The 24,136-nt window shown below is 46.5% G+C and carries 22 protein-coding genes; 12 read left to right on the plus strand and 10 right to left on the minus strand.

All coding sequences use genetic code 11. The annotated features are described in order from the left end of the window. Positions 1 to 17 precede the first annotated feature (17 nt). Positions 18 to 449: a GAF domain-containing protein gene (locus MHB85_RS01950; RefSeq protein ID WP_091019986.1), complete on the minus strand. Its 432-nt coding sequence runs from the start codon at positions 447 to 449 to the stop codon at positions 18 to 20. 373 nt (positions 450 to 822) lie between these two features. On the opposite strand from MHB85_RS01950, the gene MHB85_RS01955 reads away from it, so the two are divergent. Continuing rightward, positions 823 to 1,599, plus strand: coding sequence for a Crp/Fnr family transcriptional regulator (locus MHB85_RS01955; RefSeq protein ID WP_244661116.1), 777 nt, complete (start codon positions 823 to 825; stop codon positions 1,597 to 1,599). Between the two features lie 161 nt (positions 1,600 to 1,760). Here the strand turns inward: MHB85_RS01955 and MHB85_RS01960 are convergent, their stop codons facing one another. From MHB85_RS01960 to MHB85_RS01970, 3 genes are all read right to left on the minus strand, one after another. Next, on the minus strand, positions 1,761 to 2,318 hold the full coding sequence (locus tag MHB85_RS01960) for a GNAT family N-acetyltransferase (RefSeq protein WP_091019996.1): 558 nt from the start codon (positions 2,316 to 2,318) through the stop codon (positions 1,761 to 1,763). Between the two features lie 315 nt (positions 2,319 to 2,633). After that, the gene (locus MHB85_RS01965) at positions 2,634 to 2,789 is read right to left on the minus strand and encodes a hypothetical protein (RefSeq protein WP_017691064.1); all 156 of its coding nucleotides are present in this window, start codon (positions 2,787 to 2,789) and stop codon (positions 2,634 to 2,636) included. Between the two features lie 152 nt (positions 2,790 to 2,941). Further along, positions 2,942 to 3,232: a hypothetical protein gene (locus MHB85_RS01970; protein WP_143786580.1), complete on the minus strand. Its 291-nt coding sequence runs from the start codon at positions 3,230 to 3,232 to the stop codon at positions 2,942 to 2,944. A gap of 227 nt (positions 3,233 to 3,459) precedes the next feature. Between MHB85_RS01970 and MHB85_RS01975 the strand changes: the two genes are divergently transcribed. From MHB85_RS01975 to MHB85_RS01990, 4 genes are all read left to right on the plus strand, one after another. Then, positions 3,460 to 4,974 (plus strand): DUF6359 domain-containing protein, encoded by a 1,515-nt coding sequence (locus MHB85_RS01975; protein ID WP_244661123.1) that lies wholly within the window; start codon positions 3,460 to 3,462, stop codon positions 4,972 to 4,974. Positions 4,975 to 5,189: 215 nt separating this feature from the next. Then, positions 5,190 to 5,819, plus strand: coding sequence for a sporulation-specific diadenylate cyclase CdaS (gene cdaS, locus MHB85_RS01980; RefSeq protein ID WP_192135629.1), 630 nt, complete (start codon positions 5,190 to 5,192; stop codon positions 5,817 to 5,819). A 287-nt stretch (positions 5,820 to 6,106) separates the two neighbouring features. Further along, positions 6,107 to 7,213, plus strand: a complete 1,107-nt coding sequence (locus MHB85_RS01985) for a Glu/Leu/Phe/Val family dehydrogenase (protein WP_091020001.1) — start codon at positions 6,107 to 6,109, stop codon at positions 7,211 to 7,213. A gap of 227 nt (positions 7,214 to 7,440) precedes the next feature. Then, positions 7,441 to 9,507 (plus strand): methyl-accepting chemotaxis protein, encoded by a 2,067-nt coding sequence (locus MHB85_RS01990; protein WP_192135627.1) that lies wholly within the window; start codon positions 7,441 to 7,443, stop codon positions 9,505 to 9,507. A gap of 331 nt (positions 9,508 to 9,838) precedes the next feature. On the opposite strand, the gene MHB85_RS01995 is transcribed toward MHB85_RS01990, so the two are convergent. The 4 genes from MHB85_RS01995 to MHB85_RS02010 form a co-directional block, all read right to left on the minus strand. Then, a complete protein-coding gene (locus tag MHB85_RS01995) occupies positions 9,839 to 10,411 on the minus strand; it encodes a nitroreductase family protein (RefSeq protein ID WP_341072277.1) in 573 nt (190 codons plus the stop codon). A 6-nt stretch (positions 10,412 to 10,417) separates the two neighbouring features. After that, entirely contained in the window at positions 10,418 to 11,509 is a 1,092-nt protein-coding gene (locus MHB85_RS02000; RefSeq protein WP_206759595.1) for an ABC transporter substrate-binding protein, read from the minus strand. 12 nt (positions 11,510 to 11,521) lie between these two features. After that, positions 11,522 to 13,105 carry an AraC family transcriptional regulator gene (locus MHB85_RS02005; RefSeq protein ID WP_192135624.1) on the minus strand — a complete coding sequence of 528 codons (1,584 nt, stop codon included), beginning with the start codon at positions 13,103 to 13,105 and terminating at the stop codon, positions 11,522 to 11,524. A gap of 61 nt (positions 13,106 to 13,166) precedes the next feature. Continuing rightward, complete coding sequence (locus tag MHB85_RS02010; RefSeq protein WP_091020008.1) at positions 13,167 to 14,030, minus strand: LysR family transcriptional regulator; 864 nt, start codon at positions 14,028 to 14,030, stop codon at positions 13,167 to 13,169. Between the two features lie 156 nt (positions 14,031 to 14,186). On the opposite strand from MHB85_RS02010, the gene MHB85_RS02015 reads away from it, so the two are divergent. Next, complete coding sequence (locus MHB85_RS02015) at positions 14,187 to 15,248, plus strand: oxidoreductase (RefSeq protein WP_192135621.1); 1,062 nt, start codon at positions 14,187 to 14,189, stop codon at positions 15,246 to 15,248. Between the two features lie 117 nt (positions 15,249 to 15,365). Beyond that, positions 15,366 to 15,734 (plus strand): VOC family protein, encoded by a 369-nt coding sequence (locus MHB85_RS02020; protein ID WP_192135619.1) that lies wholly within the window; start codon positions 15,366 to 15,368, stop codon positions 15,732 to 15,734. Between the two features lie 143 nt (positions 15,735 to 15,877). On the opposite strand, the gene MHB85_RS02025 is transcribed toward MHB85_RS02020, so the two are convergent. Then, positions 15,878 to 17,086 carry an MFS transporter gene (locus tag MHB85_RS02025; RefSeq protein ID WP_244661114.1) on the minus strand — a complete coding sequence of 403 codons (1,209 nt, stop codon included), beginning with the start codon at positions 17,084 to 17,086 and terminating at the stop codon, positions 15,878 to 15,880. 297 nt (positions 17,087 to 17,383) lie between these two features. On the opposite strand from MHB85_RS02025, the gene MHB85_RS02030 reads away from it, so the two are divergent. Next, positions 17,384 to 17,962 carry a TetR/AcrR family transcriptional regulator gene (locus tag MHB85_RS02030; RefSeq protein ID WP_192135615.1) on the plus strand — a complete coding sequence of 193 codons (579 nt, stop codon included), beginning with the start codon at positions 17,384 to 17,386 and terminating at the stop codon, positions 17,960 to 17,962. Between the two features lie 100 nt (positions 17,963 to 18,062). Here the strand turns inward: MHB85_RS02030 and MHB85_RS02035 are convergent, their stop codons facing one another. Then, positions 18,063 to 19,187, minus strand: a complete 1,125-nt coding sequence (locus tag MHB85_RS02035) for an LLM class flavin-dependent oxidoreductase (protein WP_192135613.1) — start codon at positions 19,185 to 19,187, stop codon at positions 18,063 to 18,065. 264 nt (positions 19,188 to 19,451) lie between these two features. Here MHB85_RS02035 and MHB85_RS02040 point away from each other — a divergent pair, with 264 nt between their 5' ends. From MHB85_RS02040 to MHB85_RS02055, 4 genes are all read left to right on the plus strand, one after another. After that, positions 19,452 to 20,846 carry a helix-turn-helix domain-containing protein gene (locus MHB85_RS02040; protein ID WP_105601576.1) on the plus strand — a complete coding sequence of 465 codons (1,395 nt, stop codon included), beginning with the start codon at positions 19,452 to 19,454 and terminating at the stop codon, positions 20,844 to 20,846. Positions 20,847 to 21,044: 198 nt separating this feature from the next. Then, positions 21,045 to 21,569, plus strand: a complete 525-nt coding sequence (locus tag MHB85_RS02045; protein WP_192135611.1) for a pyruvate kinase — start codon at positions 21,045 to 21,047, stop codon at positions 21,567 to 21,569. 310 nt (positions 21,570 to 21,879) lie between these two features. Further along, the gene (locus MHB85_RS02050; protein ID WP_223868875.1) at positions 21,880 to 22,068 is read left to right on the plus strand and encodes an aspartyl-phosphate phosphatase Spo0E family protein; all 189 of its coding nucleotides are present in this window, start codon (positions 21,880 to 21,882) and stop codon (positions 22,066 to 22,068) included. Positions 22,069 to 22,310: 242 nt separating this feature from the next. Beyond that, the gene (locus MHB85_RS02055; RefSeq protein WP_192135609.1) at positions 22,311 to 24,134 is read left to right on the plus strand and encodes a sensor histidine kinase; all 1,824 of its coding nucleotides are present in this window, start codon (positions 22,311 to 22,313) and stop codon (positions 24,132 to 24,134) included. Positions 24,135 to 24,136 lie beyond the last annotated feature (2 nt).

Here is a 24,136-nt window from a genome sequence, read left to right on the forward strand (position 1 = left end):
CGCTCTAGTTCATACTTTTATCCAAATACCTTCGGCTGAAGATGTAGAGCAACTTGCTCCGTCTGCCGGATCATGTCCGGTGAGAAGGTGCAGGGCAGTCTGCTGCCAACGAGCAGCACGGCGCCAGGCACACTTCCTTCCTGGAACACAGGTACCGCTATGGCACTTACCAGCCGCTCAGCAAGCATTAACGGGCAACGACCAGGCGTATGCTCCCCGGTGGATTGGGCATCAGATCGAGCTGTGCGTCCAGTCCGAAGGGCTGTGCCCACCAGATCTTGTCCGGGGCGCATTTCCATGCGTCTCACCCGTTCATTACTAGCCCCAGAGGTAACCTTCCAGCGTAGCATCGTCCCGTTCAGACAGGCAAGTCCACAGAAGTCGCTGGATGTGTTCAGGCGCAGGCCGTCGATCATCTCCTGAATGCCAGATGGCAGTTCATCATGCATGAGAGGACACTTCCTTTTTCAGATTATAACGTACGTAACGGTGTAATCATTATCTTTAACCTTTTAGGATCATCTTAAAGTAAGGGTATTTCGATGTTAATTCTATTGTAGACCCTTTCTTATACATTGTAATTCAGGGAAAACCCCTATTTCCGCTCCGTAATCTACTGAACTTGGGCAGTGGAGGACTCCTGAATCAGGTGCACCAAGGGATTGAAGAAATGCGATGGATGAGGCATATCGGTGAAATGTGACTTTTCTCACAGCAAATTCAGGGAGTTTCTTGTCAATGATCAGGTAATCCCCCGATAACCCTGAGGCTACTTTCGCGATATGATGTATACATAAGGAATCACCGAGGGGGACGAAGGTTATGGGTACAGTATTTGTGGAAAGAACAACCCAGAGAACAGAGCAGAAACAAACGGAGGCGGGCAAAATGACACGAGAAACAGGCGGAATCCTTTCGTTCGTTACACCTGAGCAATGGGACCTGATTGAAGCAAGAATGCAACCCAAACGGGTGAAGTCGGGGTATAGTCTCTTTCTCGAAGGCGATGAAGCCGGATATCTGTACTACATTCGTTCGGGACGAGTAAAAATGACCAAGTCGACGGAGGATGGCAAAGAAATTATTTTATCCATTCAGCAAAGCGGCGATCTCATCGGTGAATTCGGCGGTATCGGTGGATTGAATCATAGCTATAGTGCAGAGATGGCGGAAAAAGGGGAACTGGCTATTATCTCGCTTGGCGATCTGGAAAATATACTCAGTAAACATGGCGACCTTGCCTTGAAATTCTTGCAATGGATGGCATTGTCGCAGCGGATCACCCAGTCGAGATTCCGTGATCTGCTGCTCTATGGCAAGGCGGGTGCACTGGCTTCGACACTGATTCGTGCCAGCAATTCGTATGGCAGGGTTACACCGGATGGTATTGTGCTGGACATGAAGCTGAACCATACCGATCTTGCCGAGATGATTGGAGCGACCCGGGAGAGTGTAACGCGGATGCTGGGGGCATGGAAGGAACAAGGTACGCTGGATATGATGGACGGCAAACTGATGATTCGTGACCTGGCAGCCCTGCGCTGTATGTGTGGATGTCCGACATTCCCAAGCTGCCCGGTAGAGCTGTGCCGGTTGTAAGGTAGATCGTTCCGGTGTTCCGAGTTGAGGGAAGCACAACGGTTGCATTCCCAAGGAACAAATTCGATTTGGATTCCAAATGAGGCTTCAAGGCTTCACCTCCATTGGCGATTGGGGTCGTTACGGAGTAAAAAGAAAAGCTGACGTCCCATATATGGGAGTCAGCTTTTTGTGTTTGTTTGAAATTGTTCATGTGCATATTCACCGGAGAGAATCGAATAGATGACAGAGTCATGAAAGGAACCTTTGTAGAACCAGTGCTCTCGCAACAGCCCCTCACGCTGCATACCGATTTTCTTCATGACGTTCTCCGAAGCAGTGTTATGCGGACGACATTTGGCATAAATCCGGTGGATGCCGAGTTCGTTGAAACCGAAGCCTAGTAGAGCACTGGATGCTTCGGCGGCATACCCTTTTCCTTGATAGGCGGGATTGAGGACGTAACCGATCTCTGCATTGGTTTTCTCCATCACGTGAATACCTACTCCGCCGAGGAGAGTTCCATCACTTTTCAAACATATCGCCAGCTCATAACCTTCTCGTGGTTGTGTTTGCTGCATGTCCAACACAAACTGCACGTACTCTCGCGTATCTTCTTCCGTATTCGGCCCCCATGCGGTATGTTGTGTGACTTCCGGCATGGAAGTATAGGCATGAATCCTCTCCCAATCGGTCTCCCGAATATCCCGGATGATCAGTCTCTCCGTCTCCAGTTGCATCGTTGTTCACTCCTATATCAATTGACTAGAGAATATTACACTTGCCACTCCGATGACAGAACAACCCTCCAATCGCTGTTACCCCCAGATTTTTTCGATTCCCTTTTTCAAAGGGGAAAATCCGGGGATAAAGGTGAGGTGTATGCTTCCGAAGCAGCTTTCTTTCAGAAAGCTTTTAGCTCCGCTTCTTCAGGTTATTTCTGTCCTCTCCGTTTCTCGTGTAAATGTTTAGATCAATTATATTGTAAAACAAAAATAGCCCAATAACCGATTCATGTAAAGAATGGGTTATGAGCTATGTAAGTATAAGGCATGCTATTGTGGTTGTTTACATTGAACTGCGGGATAAGTATACGCCAGCTTACGGATGATTTCCTTTTGCCATCTCGTATCACCCAGGTTGGTTGCCAGGTTCAGAAGATCCAAATAATCGTCAAGCTGCAGATCAGCCTTTTGCAGAGTTGTATTCATTCGATGTTCGTTCCCCTTTATCTATAAAATCGTAAAATCATATGCAGTAGAAAGTTACATGGAGACAAGTTCAAGAATGATAATCATTATCACGTTATATATTCATTATGCAATGAACGCTGGCAAAATGCAATATCAAGTCCGTAACGAAGTTAACTTTTTTCTGAAAATAGGCTCCTCCACATCACATAGGGAATGTACACACCGAGATATGCAGACGGATACAGGAACCAGCCATTCATTAGGAATTGATGAATCTCGGTGGTGAACGTGGTCATATGAGCATTCGTTGCATACACATCACCAGCGATGACGGTTGCCGCACTATAGAAGCAGAGCAATGCAAGGATGTGGAATAGCCGCGTAACCATTCGGGAACGAAGAGCAAGATAAACCATAATTAGCGGGATAACTAACAAGAGCACCAAAAATACCAATTTCATCATCGTTTTACTCCTTCGGAAAATGGGATTCTAATGATAGTCAGTATGGGCAATTGGATGCCATCTCAAAACTTTTTCAACAATTTTACAAAAAGAAAGAGGAATTCATCATATGAACAATTAAAATAAAGGAGGATAACCCATTATCAGGTAATTCGGAGGAGGAGAAAGGGAATATGAAGAAGGCGTTATGGCAGCATTGGATCGGGGCATTCCTGGTCTTTATCATGATGGCAACTGCACTGTTGGGGCCGGGTTCGCAGAGTCCGGTACAAGCTGCAGCACCACTTACGGTATCTCAGGCCATCGCTGCCCAGAGCGGTGGAGGAACAGCGACGGTTGAAGGAATCATTGTTGGACATGCTACCGGGTCACTTACCGCGAAGTTTACATCTCCGTATGCCAATGATTTTAATGTTCTGATTGCGGACTCAGCGTCAGAGCGAACTAACGCCAGATTATTGGATGTACAAGTTCCCGCATCTTTCCGTTCGCAATATGGACTGGCTTCCAATCCGAGTCTTGTAGGCAAAAAGATCATCGTAACCGGAACCCTCGGTGCCTACAACAGCTATGCAGGAGTCAAAAACCCAACGTCCATCACACTTTCCTCTGGAACAACCAATCCTGATCCAGAACCGAACCCGGGCACAACACTGCCGGACGGTACCGGCAAGAAAGTATTGTTCGATAATACCCACGCCCAGACAGCAGGTGCTGCCGACTGGATTATTGACGGGGCATTTTCGGATTTTGCCAATGGTTTGCGAAACGCAGGCTTTGCCGTGGATCAGCTGGAACGCAGCATCCCGTATACATTCGGTGAGCAAGCCATCACCTACAATAAATTGAAAGATTACCACGTCTTTGTCATTGGTGAAGCCAACGTGCCGTTCAAAGCGACAGAGCAGGCTGCGCTGGTGCAGTATGTGCAGAACGGAGGGAGCATTTTCTTCATCTCCGACCACTATAATGCAGACCGCAACAAAAACCGCTGGGATTCTTCCGAAGTATTCAACGGTTATCGCCGCGGTGCCTTCCTGAATCCAGCCAAAGGCATGTCTTCGGCTGAAGCCGAATCACCAGCGATGCAGAGTGTGACGAGTTCAGACTGGCTCGCGACGAACTTTGGTGTCCGTTTCCGTTACAATGCTCTTGGAGATGTAAATGCATCGGATATCGTTGCACCTGCACAATCCTTCGGCATTACGGCTGGTGTTAATTCTGTAGCCATGCATGCGGGATCGACTGTTGCGATTATAGACCCTAACAAGGCCAAAGGTTTGGTGTATGTACCAAGTGGTGTGTCCAAGTGGGGCAATGCCGTGGATCAGGGCGTATATAATGGTGGTGGACGAGCTGAAGGAGCCTATGCCGCCATTGCAAAGGTTGGTGCGGGCAAAGCCGCGTTTATCGGCGACTCTTCACCTGTGGAAGACGCGACTCCGAAATATTTGCGTGAAGAGACCGGTGCTACCAAGAAGACCTACGATGGATTCAAAGAAGTGGATGATGCAACGTTCCTTGTAAATACTGTGAAATGGCTCGCGGTCAAAGAGAGTTACACTAGTCTGGCACAAGTGCCAGGACTGACATTGGACACGGCAACAAGCCTGCTTCCGATCGAAGCTCCGGCTGCGTCTACCGAGCCGCAACTTGAGCCATGGGCTGCACCTGCGGCAGGGTACAAATGGTATGACCCGACCACATTTAAGGCAGGTTCATACGGAAAAGCACAATAAGTGAAATAGATATCATATCATCATGCCGAATAGGGCCTGACCGTGGAAGTTTGTTCGCGGACAGGTTTTTTTTTTGCTTATTATACAAAGTTGCAGTCATGACCATGATTAGCTCATACCGCACTGTCATGGTATATATACTTGCTCCTGAGGGGAAGGTATGGGTATTCAGGATGTGTGCGAGGCATTAAAAGAATTAAAGGAGGAGGCGACGTATGATGAATCGGCAAGCAGACTGTGACAGTTCCACGATGAGACACAAGCTCAAAGCGGATCTCCATCGTGTAGCAGAACGTATGAATCTGACGTTATCCCGGTTTGACAATGACAGTGCCTGTCTGCTGGGGCAATTTGCAGAGATTCGAGCGGAGATCAAGCAGATCGAGGTGCTCGCCTCGTCGTTTTATCTGGATTGTTATCTGTCACCCTTTACCGAGAAGTTTGCCGAATTAACATCGAGCGTACAGCATCTATCTGACCGGAGATATGGGGCACTAATTGTGATTGAACGGGAGATTCCGTTGGAGTCGATCATCCACTCAGGGGTGGCAGTGGATGCCAGAGTTACCCATGCGCTGCTTGAATCGCTGTTCATTCCCGGTGCACCATTGCATGACGGGGCCGTGTTGATTCGTGGCAATCAGATTGTATCCGCTGGTAATGTGCTGCCGTTGTCGCAAGCGGAAGTGCATGAACGAAAAATAGGCACTCGTCATCGGGCTGCATTGGGACTCAGTGAATTGACGGATGCGGTTGTACTGGTTGTCTCTGAGGAGACAGGACAGGCTTCATTTGCTGTGGATGGCGATTTGCATCCAATTAATGTGGTTGAGACGCTCTCTTAAATATGAACGATCAAGTGGCCTACTTGGGGCGATTAAGTTGATGCTGTTGAGGGAAGTGTACCTTTCTCCTGTAAGGGAGAGAGGCTTTTCTATTGATAGACGATAAAATTATAATCTGAAATTCGACCGCTTTGCTCTCGCCATATGAGAAACATCGATCGATGCTTCTCTGACATTGCGATGTGATTTTGCACAAACTGGGTATTCATGGGTACAATAGAGGATGGTCAATGAATAGAGAACAATGCGATTGGATCGCAAAAATGGTTGGAGGAGACGGTTAGCACATGAGTTGGTTTGAAGCAATGGAGCATCACGATTATGAGGAACTGGTTCTGTGCCAGGATCGAAATTCAGGGTTAAAAGCAATTATCGCCATACACGACACAACACTCGGCCCTGCGCTGGGAGGCACGCGGATGTGGACTTACGCTTCAGAAGAAGCCGCCATTGAAGATGCCCTGCGCCTTGCCCGTGGTATGACATATAAAAATGCGGTATCTGGCCTGAATCTGGGCGGTGGCAAAACCGTTATTATCGGAGATCCAAGGCGCGACAAAAACGAAGCAATGTTTCGGGCGTTTGGACGATATATTCAAGGATTGAACGGACGTTATATCACAGCCGAAGATGTGGGAACAACGGAAGAGGACATGAACCTGATCTATCAGGAAACGGACTATGTGACAGGCATCTCGGCGAGCTATGGTTCATCCGGTAATCCATCACCTGCAACGGCTTGGGGTGTATATCGTGGGATCAAGGCAGCAGCCAAAGAGGCATTTGGTACCGATCTGCTGGAGGGTAAAACGATAGCGGTCCAAGGTGTCGGCAATGTGGCGATGCATCTGTGCAAATATCTGTATGAGGAAGGTGCACATCTGATCGTTACGGATATCCATAAGGACTCGGTGAAACAGGCTGTGGACCGCTTCGGAGCGGCAGCAGTTGATCCCGCAGACATCACGAGTGTGGATTGCGATATCTATGCACCATGTGCACTGGGCGGCACGATTAATGATGATACACTCAAAACGCTCAAGGCGAAGGTTGTAGCGGGCTGTGCCAATAATCAGCTGCTGGAGACCCGTCATGGGGATCAGCTGTATGATATGGGCATTGTATATGCGCCTGACTATGTTATCAATGCAGGTGGCGTAATTAACATTGCGGATGAGTTGAACGGTTACAACGCGGATCGGGCGTGGACCAAGATCGGAGAGATCTATTCCACTCTGGAGAAAATATTCGAAAGCTCACGTACCGAGGGCATCGCTACCTATGTTGCCGCAGATCGTCTGGCTGAGCGACGAATCGAACAGATGAAGAATACGCGCAGTACATTCTTGCAGAATGGCCACCACGCATTGAGTTCCCGGAGATTGCGCAAGTAAACGGTATTGAATCATAAAAAACTTAAAACGGTCTGTTAGATAACGGCAACATCCATTCCAAGATGGATAGTCGATCTGACAGGCCATTTTTATGTTGCTATCAGAATTTTAAAAAAAAGAAAAACAGTGGCAATATCTCCCTAATTGATCAATTTTACTATGGATTTTTCCGATAATGTATGTACATCGTTCAGATGCAGATGGTTCAGGGAAGTGGGGAGAAGGAAATGGGGAAAAGAAAAGGTATAGGGTATAAGCTCAAAAATATGTCGCTTAAAATCAAGCTGCCTTTCATGATCAGTGTATTGGTTGTGTTGGTTCTGCTTGGTGCAACAACCACAAGTTATATGATTTCATCTGATGTTGTGGTCAAGAAAAGCAAGGATGAGATTAATGTGATGGCTGACCGCCTTGGGGAAGGGCTTTGGACAGCGATGCAGCTTCAACAGCAGATGAGTCATGCGATATCCGTACATAGTACTTTTAAAGAACTCTTGAAGTTACGTGATACCAATGAAATGACAGATGAGACCTTTTTCACAGATGAGAATCCATATTTCAACAGAGCGAATACGATTCTCACCGACAGTATAACTGACACGGGAGGCACCAAGCCGGATCTGTTTGTGTTTGACAAGGAAGGAACCATGGTTGCGGGAACCATGCCGGAAGTCATTGGGCAGTCACGGGGAGATCGGGAATATTTTAAGGAGTCCATACAGGGGAAATCCTTCATCAGTGACGCGGTCGTCTCTAAGACTGGCAAGAAGCTCATTATTGTATTCTCGGAGCCCATCACCGATGAACAGGGGAATATACTGGGTGTGTTCGCCATGTCGGTGGACAGCAGCTTTTTCCTGGGGCAACTGGGAGACATTAAAATTAATGGCCAAGGCAGAGTTGAAGTGCTGAGTCGGAGTGGCATCATCATGTTCGACTCACTGGACCCTACGGTTGTGGGACAAACACTTGCAGAAGACAAGGAAGCCATGGAACTTATGGAGGCCAGAGCCACCGATAAAATGAAAATCACTTCGATGGATCGAGATGATATCTACTACCGTGTTAATCAGATTCCTGACGCAGATCTCTCCGTGGTCATTATTGACGATTATGATGATATCAAACGTCCATTAGAGGATATGCAACGCCAGATGGTTATCGTGACATTGATCGGAATTGCTCTGGCTATTGGCGTAGGATTATTGATCTCTCGTAGTATTACGAGACCTATCGTTCGTCTGATCGGGCTGTTCCAACAGCTTGCTCAAGGGAATCTGACCGTCAAGGCCAATGGTAGATATAACAGTGAATTCAAGGATCTGGCGGAAAGCTTCAATGGCATGGTGGAGCAGAACAGAAACCTGATCACCGATATGAATAGTTCGATCCATGTTCTTCAAGCCAGCACCCAGGAGCTGGAGGAAACGTCCAGGCAGACGGCAAGGTCCATTGATGAGACATCGGCGACGTCCATGGGGATTGCCAAAGCCATGGAGGCCCAATCGGAAGATACCGAGCAGATTGCAGGCAAATTCAACAGCTTTGGCGATAAAGTGGCTGCCATGAACAGCAGTGCACAGGATGTGAAGGCAAGAGCGGATGAGATCGAATCTGTATTCCACAACGGGAATGAAGTCGTCAATGAATTGATGCGTATTAATGAGGTCAACGAGCGGGAAGTGGAGAAAATCTCGGAGATTACCGTCAAACTTCAAACGAGTTCGGGCAGTATTAGTCAGATCACGGAAGCCATCAGCCAGATTGCGAAGCAGACCAATCTGCTTGCATTGAATGCTTCAATTGAAGCATCACGGGCTGGGGAGCATGGCCGAGGATTTGCGGTTGTGGCCGAGGAGATCCGCAATCTGGCAGAGCAGAGTTCCCGCCAGTCCAAGGAAATCTCCAGCATTATCGAGCAGAATCTGGCCGATGTCGCGGAGAACAACCATAGTGTGGCGGAAATTCACACCATCTCGTCCAGACAGGATGAGCTTGTTTTGCAGACTCGTCAGGCGTTTGATGTGATTCTGGAGAAAGTAATGGTCATTAATCAACAGATCGCCACGATGGCAGGACAGATGCAGGAGATGTTACAGAATAAGGATGACGTACTGGAGTCAGCACATAGCTTGTCAGCTTCAGGAGAGCAGGTATCCGCTTCAGTTGAAGAGGTAACAGCAACCATGATGGAGCAGTCTTCCACGGTGCAGCAGTTGGCGAACATGGTCGATACAATCGATCAATTGACGCAAAGGCTGGCCGAATCGGCTGCAAGATTCAAGGTGGAGTAAGGGACTGTCTCAAAAGGGATTCCGCCTCGCTCCAAGCGCTAACGAACCTACCGCACCTTAAAAGACGGATCATCAACGCTTGCAAGATTTAAAGAATCTCAGTAACGCTATTTCGTCAAAAAACGTTGTCAAAACCTAAAAAATCGAGCGAATCGACGAAATAACGTCTCTGTGATTCGTTAGTTCTCAGATCTGGGCAAATGGGAGCGACTAGCTTGTCTCAGGTTCATTAAAACAAAATAACACGAACAAGGGATGTCCTCTGTCATATTCATGACTTATAGGACATCCCCTTCTTTTTTATGGTCTCGATCAATGTGCTTTAGTCCATTTAGTGATCAATGAGATGCAACAGTTGAGAGAGAGGTGTGCGAGGCTTGGGCATAGGCTGATCTTCAGCGTTAAAATACCCCATGTGAAGTGTGCCTACTATTTTTTCCTCTGATGTCACACCAATGGCTTCACAGAATAGCGGACTTTCGTTGAAAGGACTTGTCTTCCATACGACGCCGATCTGTTGTTCCCAGGCGAGCAACTGTATGTTCTGGATCAGTGCCGAGGTTGCAGCAAAAGCCTCTTCCCACGCTTTAGAGGGCAGGTTGGCTGTCATAACCACAACCAGATGCACAGGTGTCTGTGCACAATAGGCCGCTCTGATTTGTTGTCCGTACTTTGTTATAAATTCAGGATTGCGTGTACTCAAGACAGCACTCGCGAATGTTTCTCTGCCATCATTCATAAACAGAATGAAGCGCCAAGGTTCCTTTTTGGAATGAAAAGGTGCCCATATCGCTGCCTCCAGAATCTCATGAATCGTTTCCAAGGGAATGGGTAGGCCATTAAATTCCTGAATCGTCCGTCGTTCGATCACGGTCTGCCTAAGACTTGTTTTAGGTTTCATCATGTCCCTCTATAACTCGAAGGAAGCAGCGATCTCATCAATAATTTTGCTCAGACCGATGGGACCGTATCCTGCAAACCACAGGTTGGCATCACCGATATATACATGATCGTTCTGGACTGCATTCAGATTGGACCAGATGGAAGTATCCATGATGTTATTAAGCACAACCTTGTTTTCTTCTCCTGGACGAAGAATAATAAACAGTCGATCCGGGTTCAGCTCAGGCAGAATTTCCTCGGAAATTGCCACATTCCATGATCCCTCGAAATCTACACTGTCTACTGAAGCAGGGGTTAATCCCAGAGCACCAAACAGAGTGAAGTTATCATCAGGTTTAATCAACTGGAGCTGTTTATCCTGTACGCGCATGTAGGCCACCGTTTCGTCTTTGGCTTTTACGGCAAGCTCATCATGGGTTTGGGTGACTTTGGCATCATAGGCGTCTTTGACCGCTTGGGCTTCTTTTTCTTTGCCAAGAACGGTTGCCGTTTCCATGAATCGCTCCCAGTCTCCTTTTTCTTCATTATCAAAAAGGATCGTTGGGGCAATTTTGGAGAGTTGCTCATAGTTTGCTTCATTTAACGTTTTGGAGGCCAGAATGAGATCCGGCTCAGCCTGGAGCAATGCTTCAAAATTGGGAGACTCGCCGGAACCTACGGCAGTGGTATCTTTCATCTGATCTGCCAGGTATTCAGGGAATCCGAGATCGTTATACGTTACCATGGCTGTCGGTTCAATGCCGAGAGCGAGTAATTGGTCAGCAAAGACGTAGAGCATACCCGCAATTTTTTGTGGTTCAGCAGGAATTTCGATATCCCCTTTGATCGTAGAAATGGTGCGTGTATTCTCACTTCCCTGTTCAGCGGTTGATGGCTTTGCCCCATTAGATTCGGGTGAAGCGGAGTTCCCGCTGTTCTGGGAAGTCCCACAGCCTGCAAGTATGCTGCATAGAACAAGAACGGTTATAAGGAATCGTCCTGATTTGAAAAAGGTAGAGAAGCGTTGGCTATTAGGTAAAGACACGTTGTACACACCCTTTAATTGATTTTGATTATCATTATCAAAATAATTATAGGTCCATTCCAAATCGTAATCCATGGATATTCCTGTTTAATGCATGGACGTTTGGCTCAGGAACAATTGACTAACCCGATTCAGAAACAGATTATGAGCCAAGGAAGTATAACAGGAGTAGGGGGAGGAATCGCCCAATTCATAGACTTGATTCATACGGACCGCCCCCCATTGCTGCCAGATTGAATTTTGCATAAGCGACGCTACAGTGTGCGTACGCTCTTCTGCGTGACCACTTGTAAACAGAATGAAGTGTTCAATATCCGACTGAACCAGCTGTTCCAGTGACATTAAACGGGAATGGGATACGTGGCGTAGGGCTTGAGGTACGGATAACTGCAAATCATCATAGAGAACCGTCCCCAGATTACGGTTGCCGTAGACCCGGAACTGTCCATCTTCGTATTGCGCCACAGCCACAGGGCGGTCATCCATGGCACGTTGTATTCCGGATATTTTTTGTTTGACCGATAGATCATAACGTTCCAGCCATTCTTCACCAGCTGTTATTTTGCCAACGGATTGTGCAATGGAGTACAACTGTTTACGCCAATCTTCTGCAAAAGATATGGTGCAAGTGGAGGCGATATGCCGAAATAATTCGGCTTTTTTGGGCTCTTCATAATCGGTTCCTTCATACCCAATGATCAGTTCCGGGTGTGCGTTCATTAATAGTTCCAGATCAGGCTGATCTTTGCCCACTTGAATCACATTTTTGAATTCATATGATGTCCTATGGACCGGGTTAATCAGTGCCGCATAAGGCTCAATACCAAGGGCAAGCAGATGCCCCGTATAGGGATGGGCAAGTGAAGCGATACGTGTTACGGAGCGATGCTTTTTAATATAAACCATGGGAGACAATCCAGTGGTTGCTTTAAATTTTCGGCTAAAATAGAATTCATCTTCATACCCGACCTGGCGGGCTGTTTGTTTGATCGTGTTGTCCGAAGCCAATAGCAGATCACCGGCTTCCCGGATGCGTACGGCGTTCAAATATTCAATGGGGCCTTGTCCAATCATTTTTTTGAACAATCTGGAATAACGGTTGACACTCAGTCCAGCCAATTCAGCCAGTTTTTCGCGTGTGAAGTTATCCTGATAATGTGTATTGATATATTTTTGGCTCTGCTTTACCGCTTCAATAGCTGTATCTTCCTGGAATTTCTGCTTCTTCTGCTTCAATAGGACAAGACACAGTTCCTGAAAGAGGATCTGACGTGCCATTCCAGCCCATGGATCTTCCTTCTGCCCACCTTCATGGATTTGAATGGCGAGCACGGGAGCTGAGGGAACAACAGCGGGAATGAATTCAAGATGTGGATCAATAACTCGCTGCATCTTGCCATCCAGTTCTTCGTTGTAGACATTGTAGGTTAAGGTGACACATTCAAAGTCATGCTGTACCTCGGTAGTTGCGTTACAGGTGTGAGAAGGAGGGACGGAAAGGACTTGAGGAGCGCATAGGGAGATGATTTTGTCTTCGACTTTGACGGTTAAGCTCCCTTTGATCACAACAAGCAGCATATGATGTGGACGGGATGGAAAGGACACTTGTTCAGCATTGTTGTCGACACGCCGGGCATCAATGAGCCTATATAAAAGATTCGTGAGTTTCATCTGATCTTCTCCTGACTGCTGTGAATGTACATACTATACTGCTGCTTATAAAAGTTATATATCAAAATGTAATGCACTTCTGATTGAGCAGCTTCATGAATTGATCCAGCGCACTGCTGACATACCGATCCTCACCGCGGACAAAGGTTGTCGTGGTATGAGTATAACGATCTGCGAGATCAAATACGGAGAAATCATCCGGTTTCTTGTGAATAACGCTGCACGGCATAATGGTAAAAGCAATGCCAGATTCCACACAGCTGAGCAGGTTTTCCATCGTACTCACTTCAATGATATTGCGTGCGGACAACCCTTCTTCTTGCAGGAATTCTTCAGTCATTTCACGATATGGGCAGCCCTCGGGGAAAACAACCCAGGATACTTGGCACAGGCTTGCGGGTGGTATATCCATCCGCTTGGAGATGATATGAACCGTGTCTTGCATCTCATATTCCACCTTCAGCCCCTGCTTCACACAAGCCCCACTGATAAAAGCACCGTCAATCTCATAGTCCTGTATTTTCTTGCGCAGTACTTTGGGTGAAGTGGCGTTAACGAGTGAGATGGACACCTCCGGGTAGGTTATTTGATATTCATTCAGAATCTCCATAAAGCGGCTGGATGCCGCAGTTTCCACAATGCCGATTTTTAGCGTGCCAGAAGGTTCACCTGGATCGGTCATATCCTGCTTCAGATCGTGCAAAAGGTTGTGAATCTGTGTGGCGTACTGGACGAACTGTTCTCCTTTGGAGGTCAGTGCAACACCTTTGGGAAATCGGTTGAACAACTGGATTTGATATTCCTGTTCCAGTTTTTTGATGCGTGTAGTGACATTGGACTGGGCGTAATTCAATTCTTTGGCGGCCTGTGAGATTTTGCCTGAACGTGCCACCGCAAGAATAATATCGATATCAGAAAGTTCCATGCTGTATCCTCCTGAATGTGAATTAACTTACATTGCTTCCGCAGATGTTCATGTTAGGTATCTCTCTGAGAGATACAACTATATATTACAATCATTTTACGATATATCAGAGCCGCCGTACAATATCCCTAATGACGAAGAGAGTAGGGATATGACATGGATAAAATGAATACACGTTCAACACTATTAAGCCCGGTGACGATTCATCAGTGGCAATTAAGGAACCGCATGGTGATGGCACCGTTGACCCGGGGATTTGCTGATGACCAGAGGGGGACCGTGACGGATGAGATGTTGGCATATTATGAGCAGCGTGCGCGGGATGGTGTGGGACTAATTATTACCGAGGGCATTAACCCGAATCTGGCAGGCAAAGGCACTTATGGTATCCCCGGCTTATATACAGATGAACAGACGACTTCTTGGAAAAGAGTAACGGATGCTGTTCACAGATATGGTGGCACCATTATTGCTCAACTGTGGCATGTCGGCAGATTGTCCCACTCCGATCTGATCGGAGCTGTTCCATTGGCACCTTCCAGCCTTGCGGCAGAGGGAAGAGTGCATAAGCTGCATAAGCCGTATCAGATTCCTAAAGCGATGAGTGCACAGGATATAGCGGATACGATTCAGCATTTTCAGAGGGCAGCCCGCAATGCGGTTCTGGCAGGTTTTGACGGAATAGAGCTTCATGCTGCGCATGGGTATCTGATCGACCAATTTATCAATGAGAAGACCAACCACAGAACAGACGAATATGGAGGCGACACTGCGGGCAGATTACGGTTCCTTCGAGATATTATTTTGGCGGTAAAAAAAGAGATCAGTGTGGATCGCATATCGGTTCGATTCTCCGAGAAAAAGGATGATGATGCATCCTATGCATGGGTAGACAAAGCTGGAATGATCGATGCATATCTGAAGTTGTTCCGCGAGACGGGAATTACAATCTTGCATCCCTCAACAGATCATTATGCGAAAGCGTGGGCAGGGGAGCAGTCCTTTCACGAGCGGATTCGAAGTCAGTGGGAAGGAATCATCATTGGTGTGGGGAATTTGGATGTTCAGACCGCAGAGCACGCGATTGGTAAGGGAAGCATAGATTTGGCTGCGTTCGGCAGACCGTTTATCTCGAACCCTGATCTGGTGCAGAAATTGAATGCTGGTGAGCCATTGGTGGAGTATGATGCAGCTAAGCATCTGCCCGTGTTGGTGTAAAAGGGGAAAACCGAGTCAAAGAAAAATTAAATAAAAGACTGAACGCTACTGACATACTGTTGGCAAGAGCGTCCTTGTATGATCAAGATATACAAATACTAAGGAGGACATTACATTATGTCAGCAATTGGACCCGATTTCATTTCACTTCAAGTGAGCAATCTTGAGAGCTCTGCCGAATTCTATCAAAACTATCTCGGGCTGGTACGCTCACAGGCGGGACCACCTCATGCGGTGGTTTTTGAAACAAAGCCTATTGCATTTGCTCTTCGTGACCTATTGCCAGGAACCGAACTCGGTTCAGGTACTCAGCCAGGACTGGGCATCGCTCTTTGGCTACATGCTCCGGATACACAAGAGATTCATGACAAACTTGCTGCAGAAGGCGTAAAGATTACATCTGCACCCATAGATGGACCATTCGGGCGAACCTTTACATTTGCCGACCCAGACGGGTACCAAGTTACCCTTCACAGTAAAGCCTAATACGCAGATGTATCCATCTTAATCATAGTGATACCTCGCTCTGTCATAGGGAGCCAAGTGTTGATTACAACATCAAGGGCAGTACTGATCCTAAGGATCAGTCTGCCCTTATTTGGTCGTTCGGATTAAACGATCAATTCATTCTATTCATGGCTGACGACTACAGCTTTCTTTTCCGTAAAGTAATACACCAAAGCGAGCAGCGGCATGATCAGGCCAATCAGCGTTGTGAGACTCCAGCCTCCGTTAGCATAAGACCAGCTTCCAAGAGATGAACCAATCGCACCGCCAACAAAAAAGATCGACATGAATATGCCATTCACACGCCCTCTCGCTTCACTTCCTAAGGAGTAGATGATGCGTTGACCCAGCACCAGATTTCCCGAGACAGCCATATCCAGTGTGATCGCCACGATCACAAGCAGGATCAATGCAAACGTGGAGTGGCTCTGGAACACATAAGCAAGACCAAATGAAGCAGCAGCGATCACCATGGCAGCACCTGTCAGAATGCGCGTTAGTCCGCGATCCGCCAGTCTCCCGGCGATGGGAGCAGCAATAGCACCTCCGACACCAGCCAGGGCAAACCAGGCAATGCCTTGCTGTGACATGCCAAAATTGTTAGCGAGCCTGAGCGGAACCGTGGTCCAGAACAAGCTGAAAGCACCAAACAAACTGGCCTGATAGAACGCCCGACGGCGCAGCAGAGGCATCGTTCTGAACAGTGTGCCCAATGACACGATTAATTGACCGTATTTCAAGTTTGGTTCAGGCTGGCGAGCAGGAAGAGCACGTGATAGGAGCAGCATTAGAAGTGCTATGACAATGGCGGAGAATACAAAGACCGTCTGCCATCCGAAGAAGCTGGTGATAAAGCTTGCGACAGGACGAGCGAGCATAATGCCCAGTAGCAGACCGCTCATGACATTGCCGACAACCCGCCCGCGTTGTTCCTCGGAAGTAAGATATGTCGCATAGGGTACCAGAATCTGAGCGACAACAGAACCTATACCGACGAATAGAGAGGCAGTCAGAAATACAACAGCAGTGGGCGAGAAAGCCGCAGCAATCAGGGCAACAACCAGTACGATGAGGAAAAGAACGACCAGGCGTCGGTTCTCAATAATGTCACTGAGCGGCACGATGAATAACAAACCAATAACATAACCAATCTGAGTCAACGTTACGATCAATCCGGCAGCGGCAGAAGAAAGGCCCGTGGTCATGCTAATCGGTCCGATAACGGTCTGAGCATAATACAGGTTTGCCACGATCAATCCACAAGCGGATGCCAGCAAAAAAATAATCCAGGCAGGTACAGGTGCCTTCTTCACTTGTTGTCTCATATCCATCTTAATCATCCTCCACAGATTTCATATTCGTATTGAAAATTCGATATTCCAGATAAACGGGTGCTGTTTAAAATGTTAATTACTAAACGTTGTGTTCACTAATTACAAACATATAATAAACTAAACGTTTAGTATTGTAAATAGGCTAAACATATTTTAATGAAAATTTAAATGAGGATATAAAAATGAGCGGAGAGTGAATTGTGTGTACGCAATGCATTTTAGTATAATGAACGTATCGTTTTTATGAATGTTACTGATGATAAAATATATTTTTTACATCCAGGAGGGCTCAAGATGACTGCCAAAAGAGGACGTCCACGTAACATGGAAACCCAGAATGCCATTCTTACCGCATCCTATGAGTTGTTGTTGGAACACGGATTCGGGGCTGTTACGATCGAAAAGATTGCTGAGCGCGCACAAGTGAGCAAAGCCACGATCTACAAATGGTGGCCGAACAAAGGCGCCGTCATCATGGACGGATATATGTCTGCTGCAACGGCAAGATTGCCAGTGCCGGATACAGGCTCGGTATTGGAGGATATACGCATACATGCGAGTAATCTGGTTCGATTTTTGACCAGTCGGGAAGGAAAAGTGATTACACAGATTATCGGAGAAGGGCAGTCGGATGAAGGGCTTGCCGAAGAATACCGTACAAGATACATCCAACCACGTCGACGTGAGGCTCGGGGAATTCTGGAGAAGGGTGTGGAGCGCGGCGAATTGAAGGCAGGGGTGGACATTGGACTGTACATTGATCTGATCTATGGGCCGGTGTTCTATCGTATGTTAGTGACAGGGGAAGCGATGGATGAAGCGTTTGTAGATGTGATGCTCCGTTCATTGTTTGAAGGCATTCAGTCCAATTAGATATAGGGATAGTCGCGATACAAGCGGGAGGAAGAGGGAAGAGGGCGATTCGTAGGAATCACCCTGGAAGGAGCACATGTATATTGTACGTGGGAGATTGTTAGACCTGGAATATAGGTGAGATGGCTGTGGGCCATGAATCTGTAACATTAGAGGAAAGGAAGGATGAGTGCTGGGTTAACACCGGGGGTTCATTCCATACCGAACTTGGCAGTTTACGACGTATTACAGGGGCCACTTCCTTGGCAAAACGCTCCACTTGCTCCAACTGTTCGCTATGCGTCAGTCCATCTACGCTGATACTCAGCACCTGATGTCCGTAAGCGGCATGATAGTCCAGAATTTTCTCAATGATCTGCTCCGGACTGCCAATTAACGCAGGGCCTCGTGCAATGTTATCCTCCAGATCGGTGAAGGGCGACTGATTATGCTGTGCGGCGGCGGTGGCGTGGAACGCTTCATAATATGGCTTATAGCGGCGAATGGCTTCTTCACCCGTATCCGCAAGATAGAGACTGCCGGCACCAGAGCCAATCACGGCTTGCTGCGGATCATGACCATAATAATCGAGGCGCTCTCGATAATGATCAATTAACGCTTTGTATTTGGCCTGAGGGTGAAAAGAGTTCGACGTGAAGAGCGGCTCGCCATATTTGGCAGCGAGTTCGGTTGAGACCGTGCTGGACGCGCTACCATGCCAGATTGGGATGGACTGCTGAAGCGGTCTGGGCCACGTGGTCACTCCCTCAAGCGGAGGGCGATACGTCCCCTGCCAGGTGACATTCTCTTCAGACCACAACCGTCTTAGCAAATGATACCGTTCATCGAGTGAGTCCCATTGTTCCTCTTCGCGTATGCCAAACAGCGGATAGTGGCGAGGGTCATTGCCTTTCCCGATGATCATTTCCAGCCGTCCGCCCGATAATTGATCCAACGTGGCATAATCCTCGGCAACCCGGACTGGATCAAGTATACTAAGAACAGTGACGGTGGTTAGTAACCGAATGCGTGTGGTTGCTGCGGCTATTGCGGTTAATACGACAGGTGGCGATGAAGATAGAAAAGGCGCACCATGTCGTTCACCGATTCCATAGGCATCGAATCCCAGTCGTTCAGCCAGCTTCGCTTGCTCCAATATATTATGGAATTTCTGCTGAGTTGTCAGAGCCTCCCCGGTAACGGCATTAGGCAGATTCATCATGAGACTAAACAAGGCAAATTTCATCTGACCTTCTCCTTGAACTGAATTGATCGTATCTGTGTCGTATAATCCTATTGAAATAGTAGGATATGTAAGTTGCATTAAATGTATCAGGTTCTCACGGATTCTTCTAATGGATTTTTTCTATAAGCAGGAACAGCGAGGCCTCCTTGCATAAATGTGAAGGAAATTGCCACGATTTTTATTGACCGCTGTAAAATTTAGGATTAAAATTGTGCTTATCATATAAATTCAAAATTATGGATTTTAATTGTGGAGGTGGGATACATGGAACCTACAACTACGATACGCTCATATATTGAGGACTACATCAGGAAACAGGGGTACACCCTGCAGTATTTTGCCGATATATCGGGAGTTAACGCCGGAACGCTTAGCGCAATTATTAAGGGGACTCGGCCCATCGCTATGGCGCAACTGGATCTGATTACCCAAGGCATGAAGCTGGAAGAGGGGTATTTCTACGAGATTTATGGGGCTGAATGTTTCGTGGAATCGGCACCTCATTGGAGGAGACTGGAACCATTCCTGCAACGCTGTGCTGAATTGGACAAGCTGGAATGTATTCATAAGGTTATCCAGGAAGTGACGGATGATCGCTCGTATATCTCGGAGTTGTTCGAGATGGCCGAAGGCATGCTTGAACGTGGACAGACGAAGGCCGCACGGATGTTGTACGAATGTGTGGCGGAGTGTGAGAAATATCAGCACTCGGAACGTCTGGCGCTGTGCCAGTATCGCATCTTCACGTTATCTCTCGGTCAGGACCAACACGAGAATCTGCGTGCAGCCGTACATTTTGAACCGTATATTAATCGGCTGGATGAGGAACGGCAGTTGGATGCGATTAGGGAGTTGGCGAATACATACAATGGGTTATGTCAGTGGGATAAAGTATTCCAATTAGCCGATGAACTGTTACAACGGGTCAAATTTCTGGAACAATACAAAAATAAAAAAAAGGGATTGGAGTTTATTAGAGCCTCCAAACACCCGTTATTTACTTATAAATTTTATGCTTACTTATTAATAGCAACTGTATGGGGAGAGCGTAAAGAGTATGAAAAGGCGCTAGAGTATACTTCTTTCTATTCAAATATTGTTATTGAAGACTCTACTACAGAAGATCAACTCTTTATAAAGCGATTTAAAGATTGGGCTGAAGTTAATACCTATTTATATAAGTTGATGACGGGCGACTATAATGCGCTTAACTCTTATCTCGACTTTATAGAAGTAAATGAAAATGAAACTCTTCTTGGACTTGTCAAAGTTATGGAAGCGGCTAATCAATACCAACTGAATGTTGACCATGTTCTCAAAAGATTTGATTCGTTTATCCGTATGTTAGTTAATGATTCTAACTATGAGAGTAGTTATACTACTCAGATAAAAGATGATCGATATACTAAATTTTGGGCTGAATTAGCATTCTACCAGTTGTCTAAAGCCAGGCATAATGAAGGATTCAGGGATCTGCTTACTTGTTTGAGTTCTGCTCACAAGATCAAGGATGACTCCACCATAATTTATTGTGTGAGTTTATTTGAGGAATACAGAACACAGGCTTCTGATTCAATAGAGTCCCAATATAAAAGTATTATCAAGGAGGTTTATGGTCGATATGAGAAAAAAAGCAATGTTGGTATTAACGCTGTTTAGTTCTTTCATTATGTTTTCTAGTATTACTGGTGGTATAAATAATATTATAAATCTGATTTTTAATCATGGTGCAGGTGGATATTAGGAGTATTTGGTATTAAAGTCTTCATTAACATGCGTCTTATTTCCGGGATATGGAGATGGGGCGCTTATTTGTTCTATCCATTAGATCATCCATAACGAAAAGAGGATTTATCATTGCAGATTGATATTCAAAAGCTTTACGACAAATATATAACATTGGACATTCCTAATCCATTCACATTAGAGCAGATTCATGATCGACTAACAGAGAAATTTTACGCTGAGAAGGTGGATTTAGAAGAGTTTTCAGACTTACGCAACGACCCTCATGCGGGATTTGATCAGGCGATTGCAGCTTATGTATTCAAGGATGAGAGGGGAACCAAGCAATTAATTAGCCTGAATAAGGATGAGGATATCCATGAGCCATTGGAGTTTGCATGGATCATCAATTCCACTGTGCGAGGGTTTTCGCTACTATTAATTCTTGAAATTGAAGTATTTTATGGAATGGCAGAGACTGAGATGACTCTTGGCAATCCACGTTTTGAGGAATATCTGATCCTACTCTATTTAACAGGTTACATTGAGTTTGGGAATGACTCCTTCATCAATCCATTACGTGCTCGTTATCGAGAGGGCTACAGACTTCGTTATTTTGGTATGCAGAACGGTGATGAGAATTATCTATACAAATAGATTACTTTTCGATAAAATTATTAACTTCTCGTGAGAGAAAGGCGCAAGAGATACTTAGGGTAAAATGGATAATATGTCCATAAATCACTTTAACGGTAAAGGATTTGCGTATTCTCGAATACGATATGTAGACATGTTATAATTTTCTTTGCCCACATCTTGTAGAAAAGAAGAGACGTCAACTCTCTATGTAAAATGCTTGATGTTGAAAGTATCTCTATGTAAATAAATATTTTATTCTGCAAAGGAATATAATATGAATTTTTTGGCAATGTATCCTAAAATGTTATACAAAGAGGGGGTGCATGCTGTGAGTGAACCGGTACAGATCACAGATAAAATCGAACGGAACAGGCAAGAGTTGAGTCGTTTGGCGGAGAATCATGGCATGCAGGACAACCAAGTCCTCCGACAGTCCATGGTACTGGACGAGCTTATTAATGAATATAATCGATTCAAATATAAAAGCCATCTCAGGAACAGACAACCGATTGCATAATGCAGTCGGTTTTTTGGTCTAATTAGTGTTCTATAGAAATACCTTAGTCGACTGTAGCGATACAGTCGGCTTTTTTGCGTTCACCCTGATACCAATGCGGATAACTTGAAATTCCGTACCAATTCCAGGGTTGGCAGGATAGCGAATGATCATTAAAACTGGATATGATGACCCCAGTTATATCCAGATTGATCTGTGAAGGGGGCTCATACAATGATCGGGAGAGGGAGGGATGAACGGAAATGATGGACAAGGTACGCATTTTTTTCGGAAAAAACGTAAACCTGCGCACCAAGTTGCTCCTGTTGTTCCTAGCGCTGACGTTGCTGCCGCTAGGCTTGCAGGGAATGATGAACTACAAGCATTTCTCGCAGACGATGGATCGCAAGACCGAGCAGTTCACCATTGAACTGGTTCGCCAGATTAACGCCAATCTGAATCGGCTGCTGAAGGACTTTGAGCGGTTGTCGCTCTTGCCGCTTTACGATCAGATGGTGCTTGGCATTCTGGGCGAATACAACGCTTCAATGGGATCTGGTACATGGGCGAGGTCTGAGGATTATCTGAAAATGAAGCTCTATACATCGGGTCAAGCTTATGACCGACCCGAGATTCGGGGAATTCATCTGATCAGCAATAGCGGCATCCTGTTCTCCAATCTCGATTCACTGGCAGTCAAGCCGGTATGGGACAGCAGACAGGATGACTGGTTTGCAGAGCTTGAAGACTCGGAAGGGACATGGCGCCTGCTTCCTCCGCATCAACCCAGCTATTACACGGGTGGTCAGCAAGAATGGTATATATCGGCGGGCAGAGTGCTTCGAGATCCGGGCACGCTTCAGCGACTGGGTTACATTCTGATTGATATCCGTCTAGAGGCCTTCGGTCAACTGTTATCCAATCTGAATTATGAGCAAGATGCAAGCCTGATGATTGTAGACAGCAAGCAGCGTCTGCTGTTCGAACGGACCTCGACCGGAGGAATGTCTGCTTACGACCAGTTGCTAACGAATGGACAGCTTCAAGGCTATGCAGGAAACCAAAAAATTGTTCTGGATGGGGAGTCCTATCTCTATGTACAACACCATTCCAGCTATTCCGGGCTTTCGGTGATCAGTCTTACACCTATTGTTGTGATTCAAAAGGAATCGGGTAAGATGCTCACCTTTACAATATGGTTCGCAGTGTTATGTATGGCGGGTATAGCGATTCTGGCGGTTCTGTTATCCTATCGTATCACCCGGCCACTGATTCGACTGAAGCACCACATGATTCGGGTGGAGCAGGGAGATTTCAGCCAGCGGGTAGCACACTTCAGCAATGATGAATTCGGACAGATGAGCCGGGGCTTTAACCGAATGATGGAAGAGATTCATCGACTGTTTAATGAGGTGTTCCTGCTGGGCATTCAAGAGCGGGAGGCAGAGTTGTCGGCGTTGCAAAGCCAGATGAATCCTCACTTTATATATAACACACTGGAGTCCATTAACATGATGGCCATTCGCCAGAAGCATGCTGAGGTATCGGACATGGTGACGGCGCTTGGCAAGCTGCTGCGCTATACGATTGATAAGGTGGACCGGATGGTTCCACTTGGGGAAGAACTTGCTTTTGTACAATCCTATGTACGCATTCAGCAGGTACGTTACGACGGCAAGTTAGAGGTTATCTATGACATCGAAGAAGGGATAACCGAGTATTTGATTCCGAAGCTGGTACTGCAACCGCTGGTGGAGAATGCAGTCTACCACGGCATTGAAGGGCAGGAAAATGGAGGAGTAATCTGGGTATCTGCCTTGAAATTTGACCATGAGCTGCTGATTAGCGTACGAGACAACGGTAAGGGAATGACTCAGGCTAAGATGTACGAGCTAAACGAATCCATAACGAAACAGCCTTCCAGTCAGGCATTACGTTGCCATGCCGGGGATAGTCTCGGGCTTAATAATATTGCCCAGAGGCTTCGTCTCATGTACGGAGAAGGCGGCAGCCTAAGCATTGATGGAAGTCCCGGGCAGGGCCTGGTGGTCACGATATCCATTCAAATTCTACCGAAAGGGGATTGAAG

This window comes from Paenibacillus sp. FSL K6-4396, from assembly GCF_038002525.1.
In the GTDB taxonomy this organism is placed as follows: Bacteria; Bacillota; Bacilli; order Paenibacillales; family Paenibacillaceae; genus Paenibacillus; species Paenibacillus amylolyticus_B.

What these genes read in the sequence shown, in the direction of transcription:
- MHB85_RS02010 (WP_091020008.1), bottom strand. Translation starts at nt 14,030, where the DNA reads ATGGAACTTTCTGATATCGATATTATTCTTGCGGTGGCACGTTCAGGC.
- MHB85_RS02055 (WP_192135609.1), top strand. Translation starts at nt 22,311, where the DNA reads ATGATGGACAAGGTACGCATTTTTTTCGGAAAAAACGTAAACCTGCGC.
- MHB85_RS01970 (WP_143786580.1), bottom strand. Translation starts at nt 3,232, where the DNA reads ATGAAATTGGTATTTTTGGTGCTCTTGTTAGTTATCCCGCTAATTATG.
- MHB85_RS01975 (WP_244661123.1), top strand. Translation starts at nt 3,460, where the DNA reads ATGATGGCAACTGCACTGTTGGGGCCGGGTTCGCAGAGTCCGGTACAA.
- MHB85_RS01965 (WP_017691064.1), bottom strand. Translation starts at nt 2,789, where the DNA reads ATGAATACAACTCTGCAAAAGGCTGATCTGCAGCTTGACGATTATTTG.
- MHB85_RS01955 (WP_244661116.1), top strand. Translation starts at nt 823, where the DNA reads ATGGGTACAGTATTTGTGGAAAGAACAACCCAGAGAACAGAGCAGAAA.
- MHB85_RS01990 (WP_192135627.1), top strand. Translation starts at nt 7,441, where the DNA reads ATGGGGAAAAGAAAAGGTATAGGGTATAAGCTCAAAAATATGTCGCTT.
- MHB85_RS02005 (WP_192135624.1), bottom strand. Translation starts at nt 13,105, where the DNA reads ATGAAACTCACGAATCTTTTATATAGGCTCATTGATGCCCGGCGTGTC.
- MHB85_RS01995 (WP_341072277.1), bottom strand. Translation starts at nt 10,411, where the DNA reads ATGATGAAACCTAAAACAAGTCTTAGGCAGACCGTGATCGAACGACGG.
- MHB85_RS02015 (WP_192135621.1), top strand. Translation starts at nt 14,187, where the DNA reads ATGGATAAAATGAATACACGTTCAACACTATTAAGCCCGGTGACGATT.
- cdaS (WP_192135629.1), top strand. Translation starts at nt 5,190, where the DNA reads ATGATGAATCGGCAAGCAGACTGTGACAGTTCCACGATGAGACACAAG.
- MHB85_RS02035 (WP_192135613.1), bottom strand. Translation starts at nt 19,187, where the DNA reads ATGAAATTTGCCTTGTTTAGTCTCATGATGAATCTGCCTAATGCCGTT.
- MHB85_RS01985 (WP_091020001.1), top strand. Translation starts at nt 6,107, where the DNA reads ATGAGTTGGTTTGAAGCAATGGAGCATCACGATTATGAGGAACTGGTT.
- MHB85_RS02025 (WP_244661114.1), bottom strand. Translation starts at nt 17,086, where the DNA reads ATGGATATGAGACAACAAGTGAAGAAGGCACCTGTACCTGCCTGGATT.
- MHB85_RS02040 (WP_105601576.1), top strand. Translation starts at nt 19,452, where the DNA reads ATGGAACCTACAACTACGATACGCTCATATATTGAGGACTACATCAGG.
- MHB85_RS01960 (WP_091019996.1), bottom strand. Translation starts at nt 2,318, where the DNA reads ATGCAACTGGAGACGGAGAGACTGATCATCCGGGATATTCGGGAGACC.
- MHB85_RS02020 (WP_192135619.1), top strand. Translation starts at nt 15,366, where the DNA reads ATGTCAGCAATTGGACCCGATTTCATTTCACTTCAAGTGAGCAATCTT.
- MHB85_RS02000 (WP_206759595.1), bottom strand. Translation starts at nt 11,509, where the DNA reads ATGGATTACGATTTGGAATGGACCTATAATTATTTTGATAATGATAAT.
- MHB85_RS01950 (WP_091019986.1), bottom strand. Translation starts at nt 449, where the DNA reads ATGCATGATGAACTGCCATCTGGCATTCAGGAGATGATCGACGGCCTG.
- MHB85_RS02030 (WP_192135615.1), top strand. Translation starts at nt 17,384, where the DNA reads ATGACTGCCAAAAGAGGACGTCCACGTAACATGGAAACCCAGAATGCC.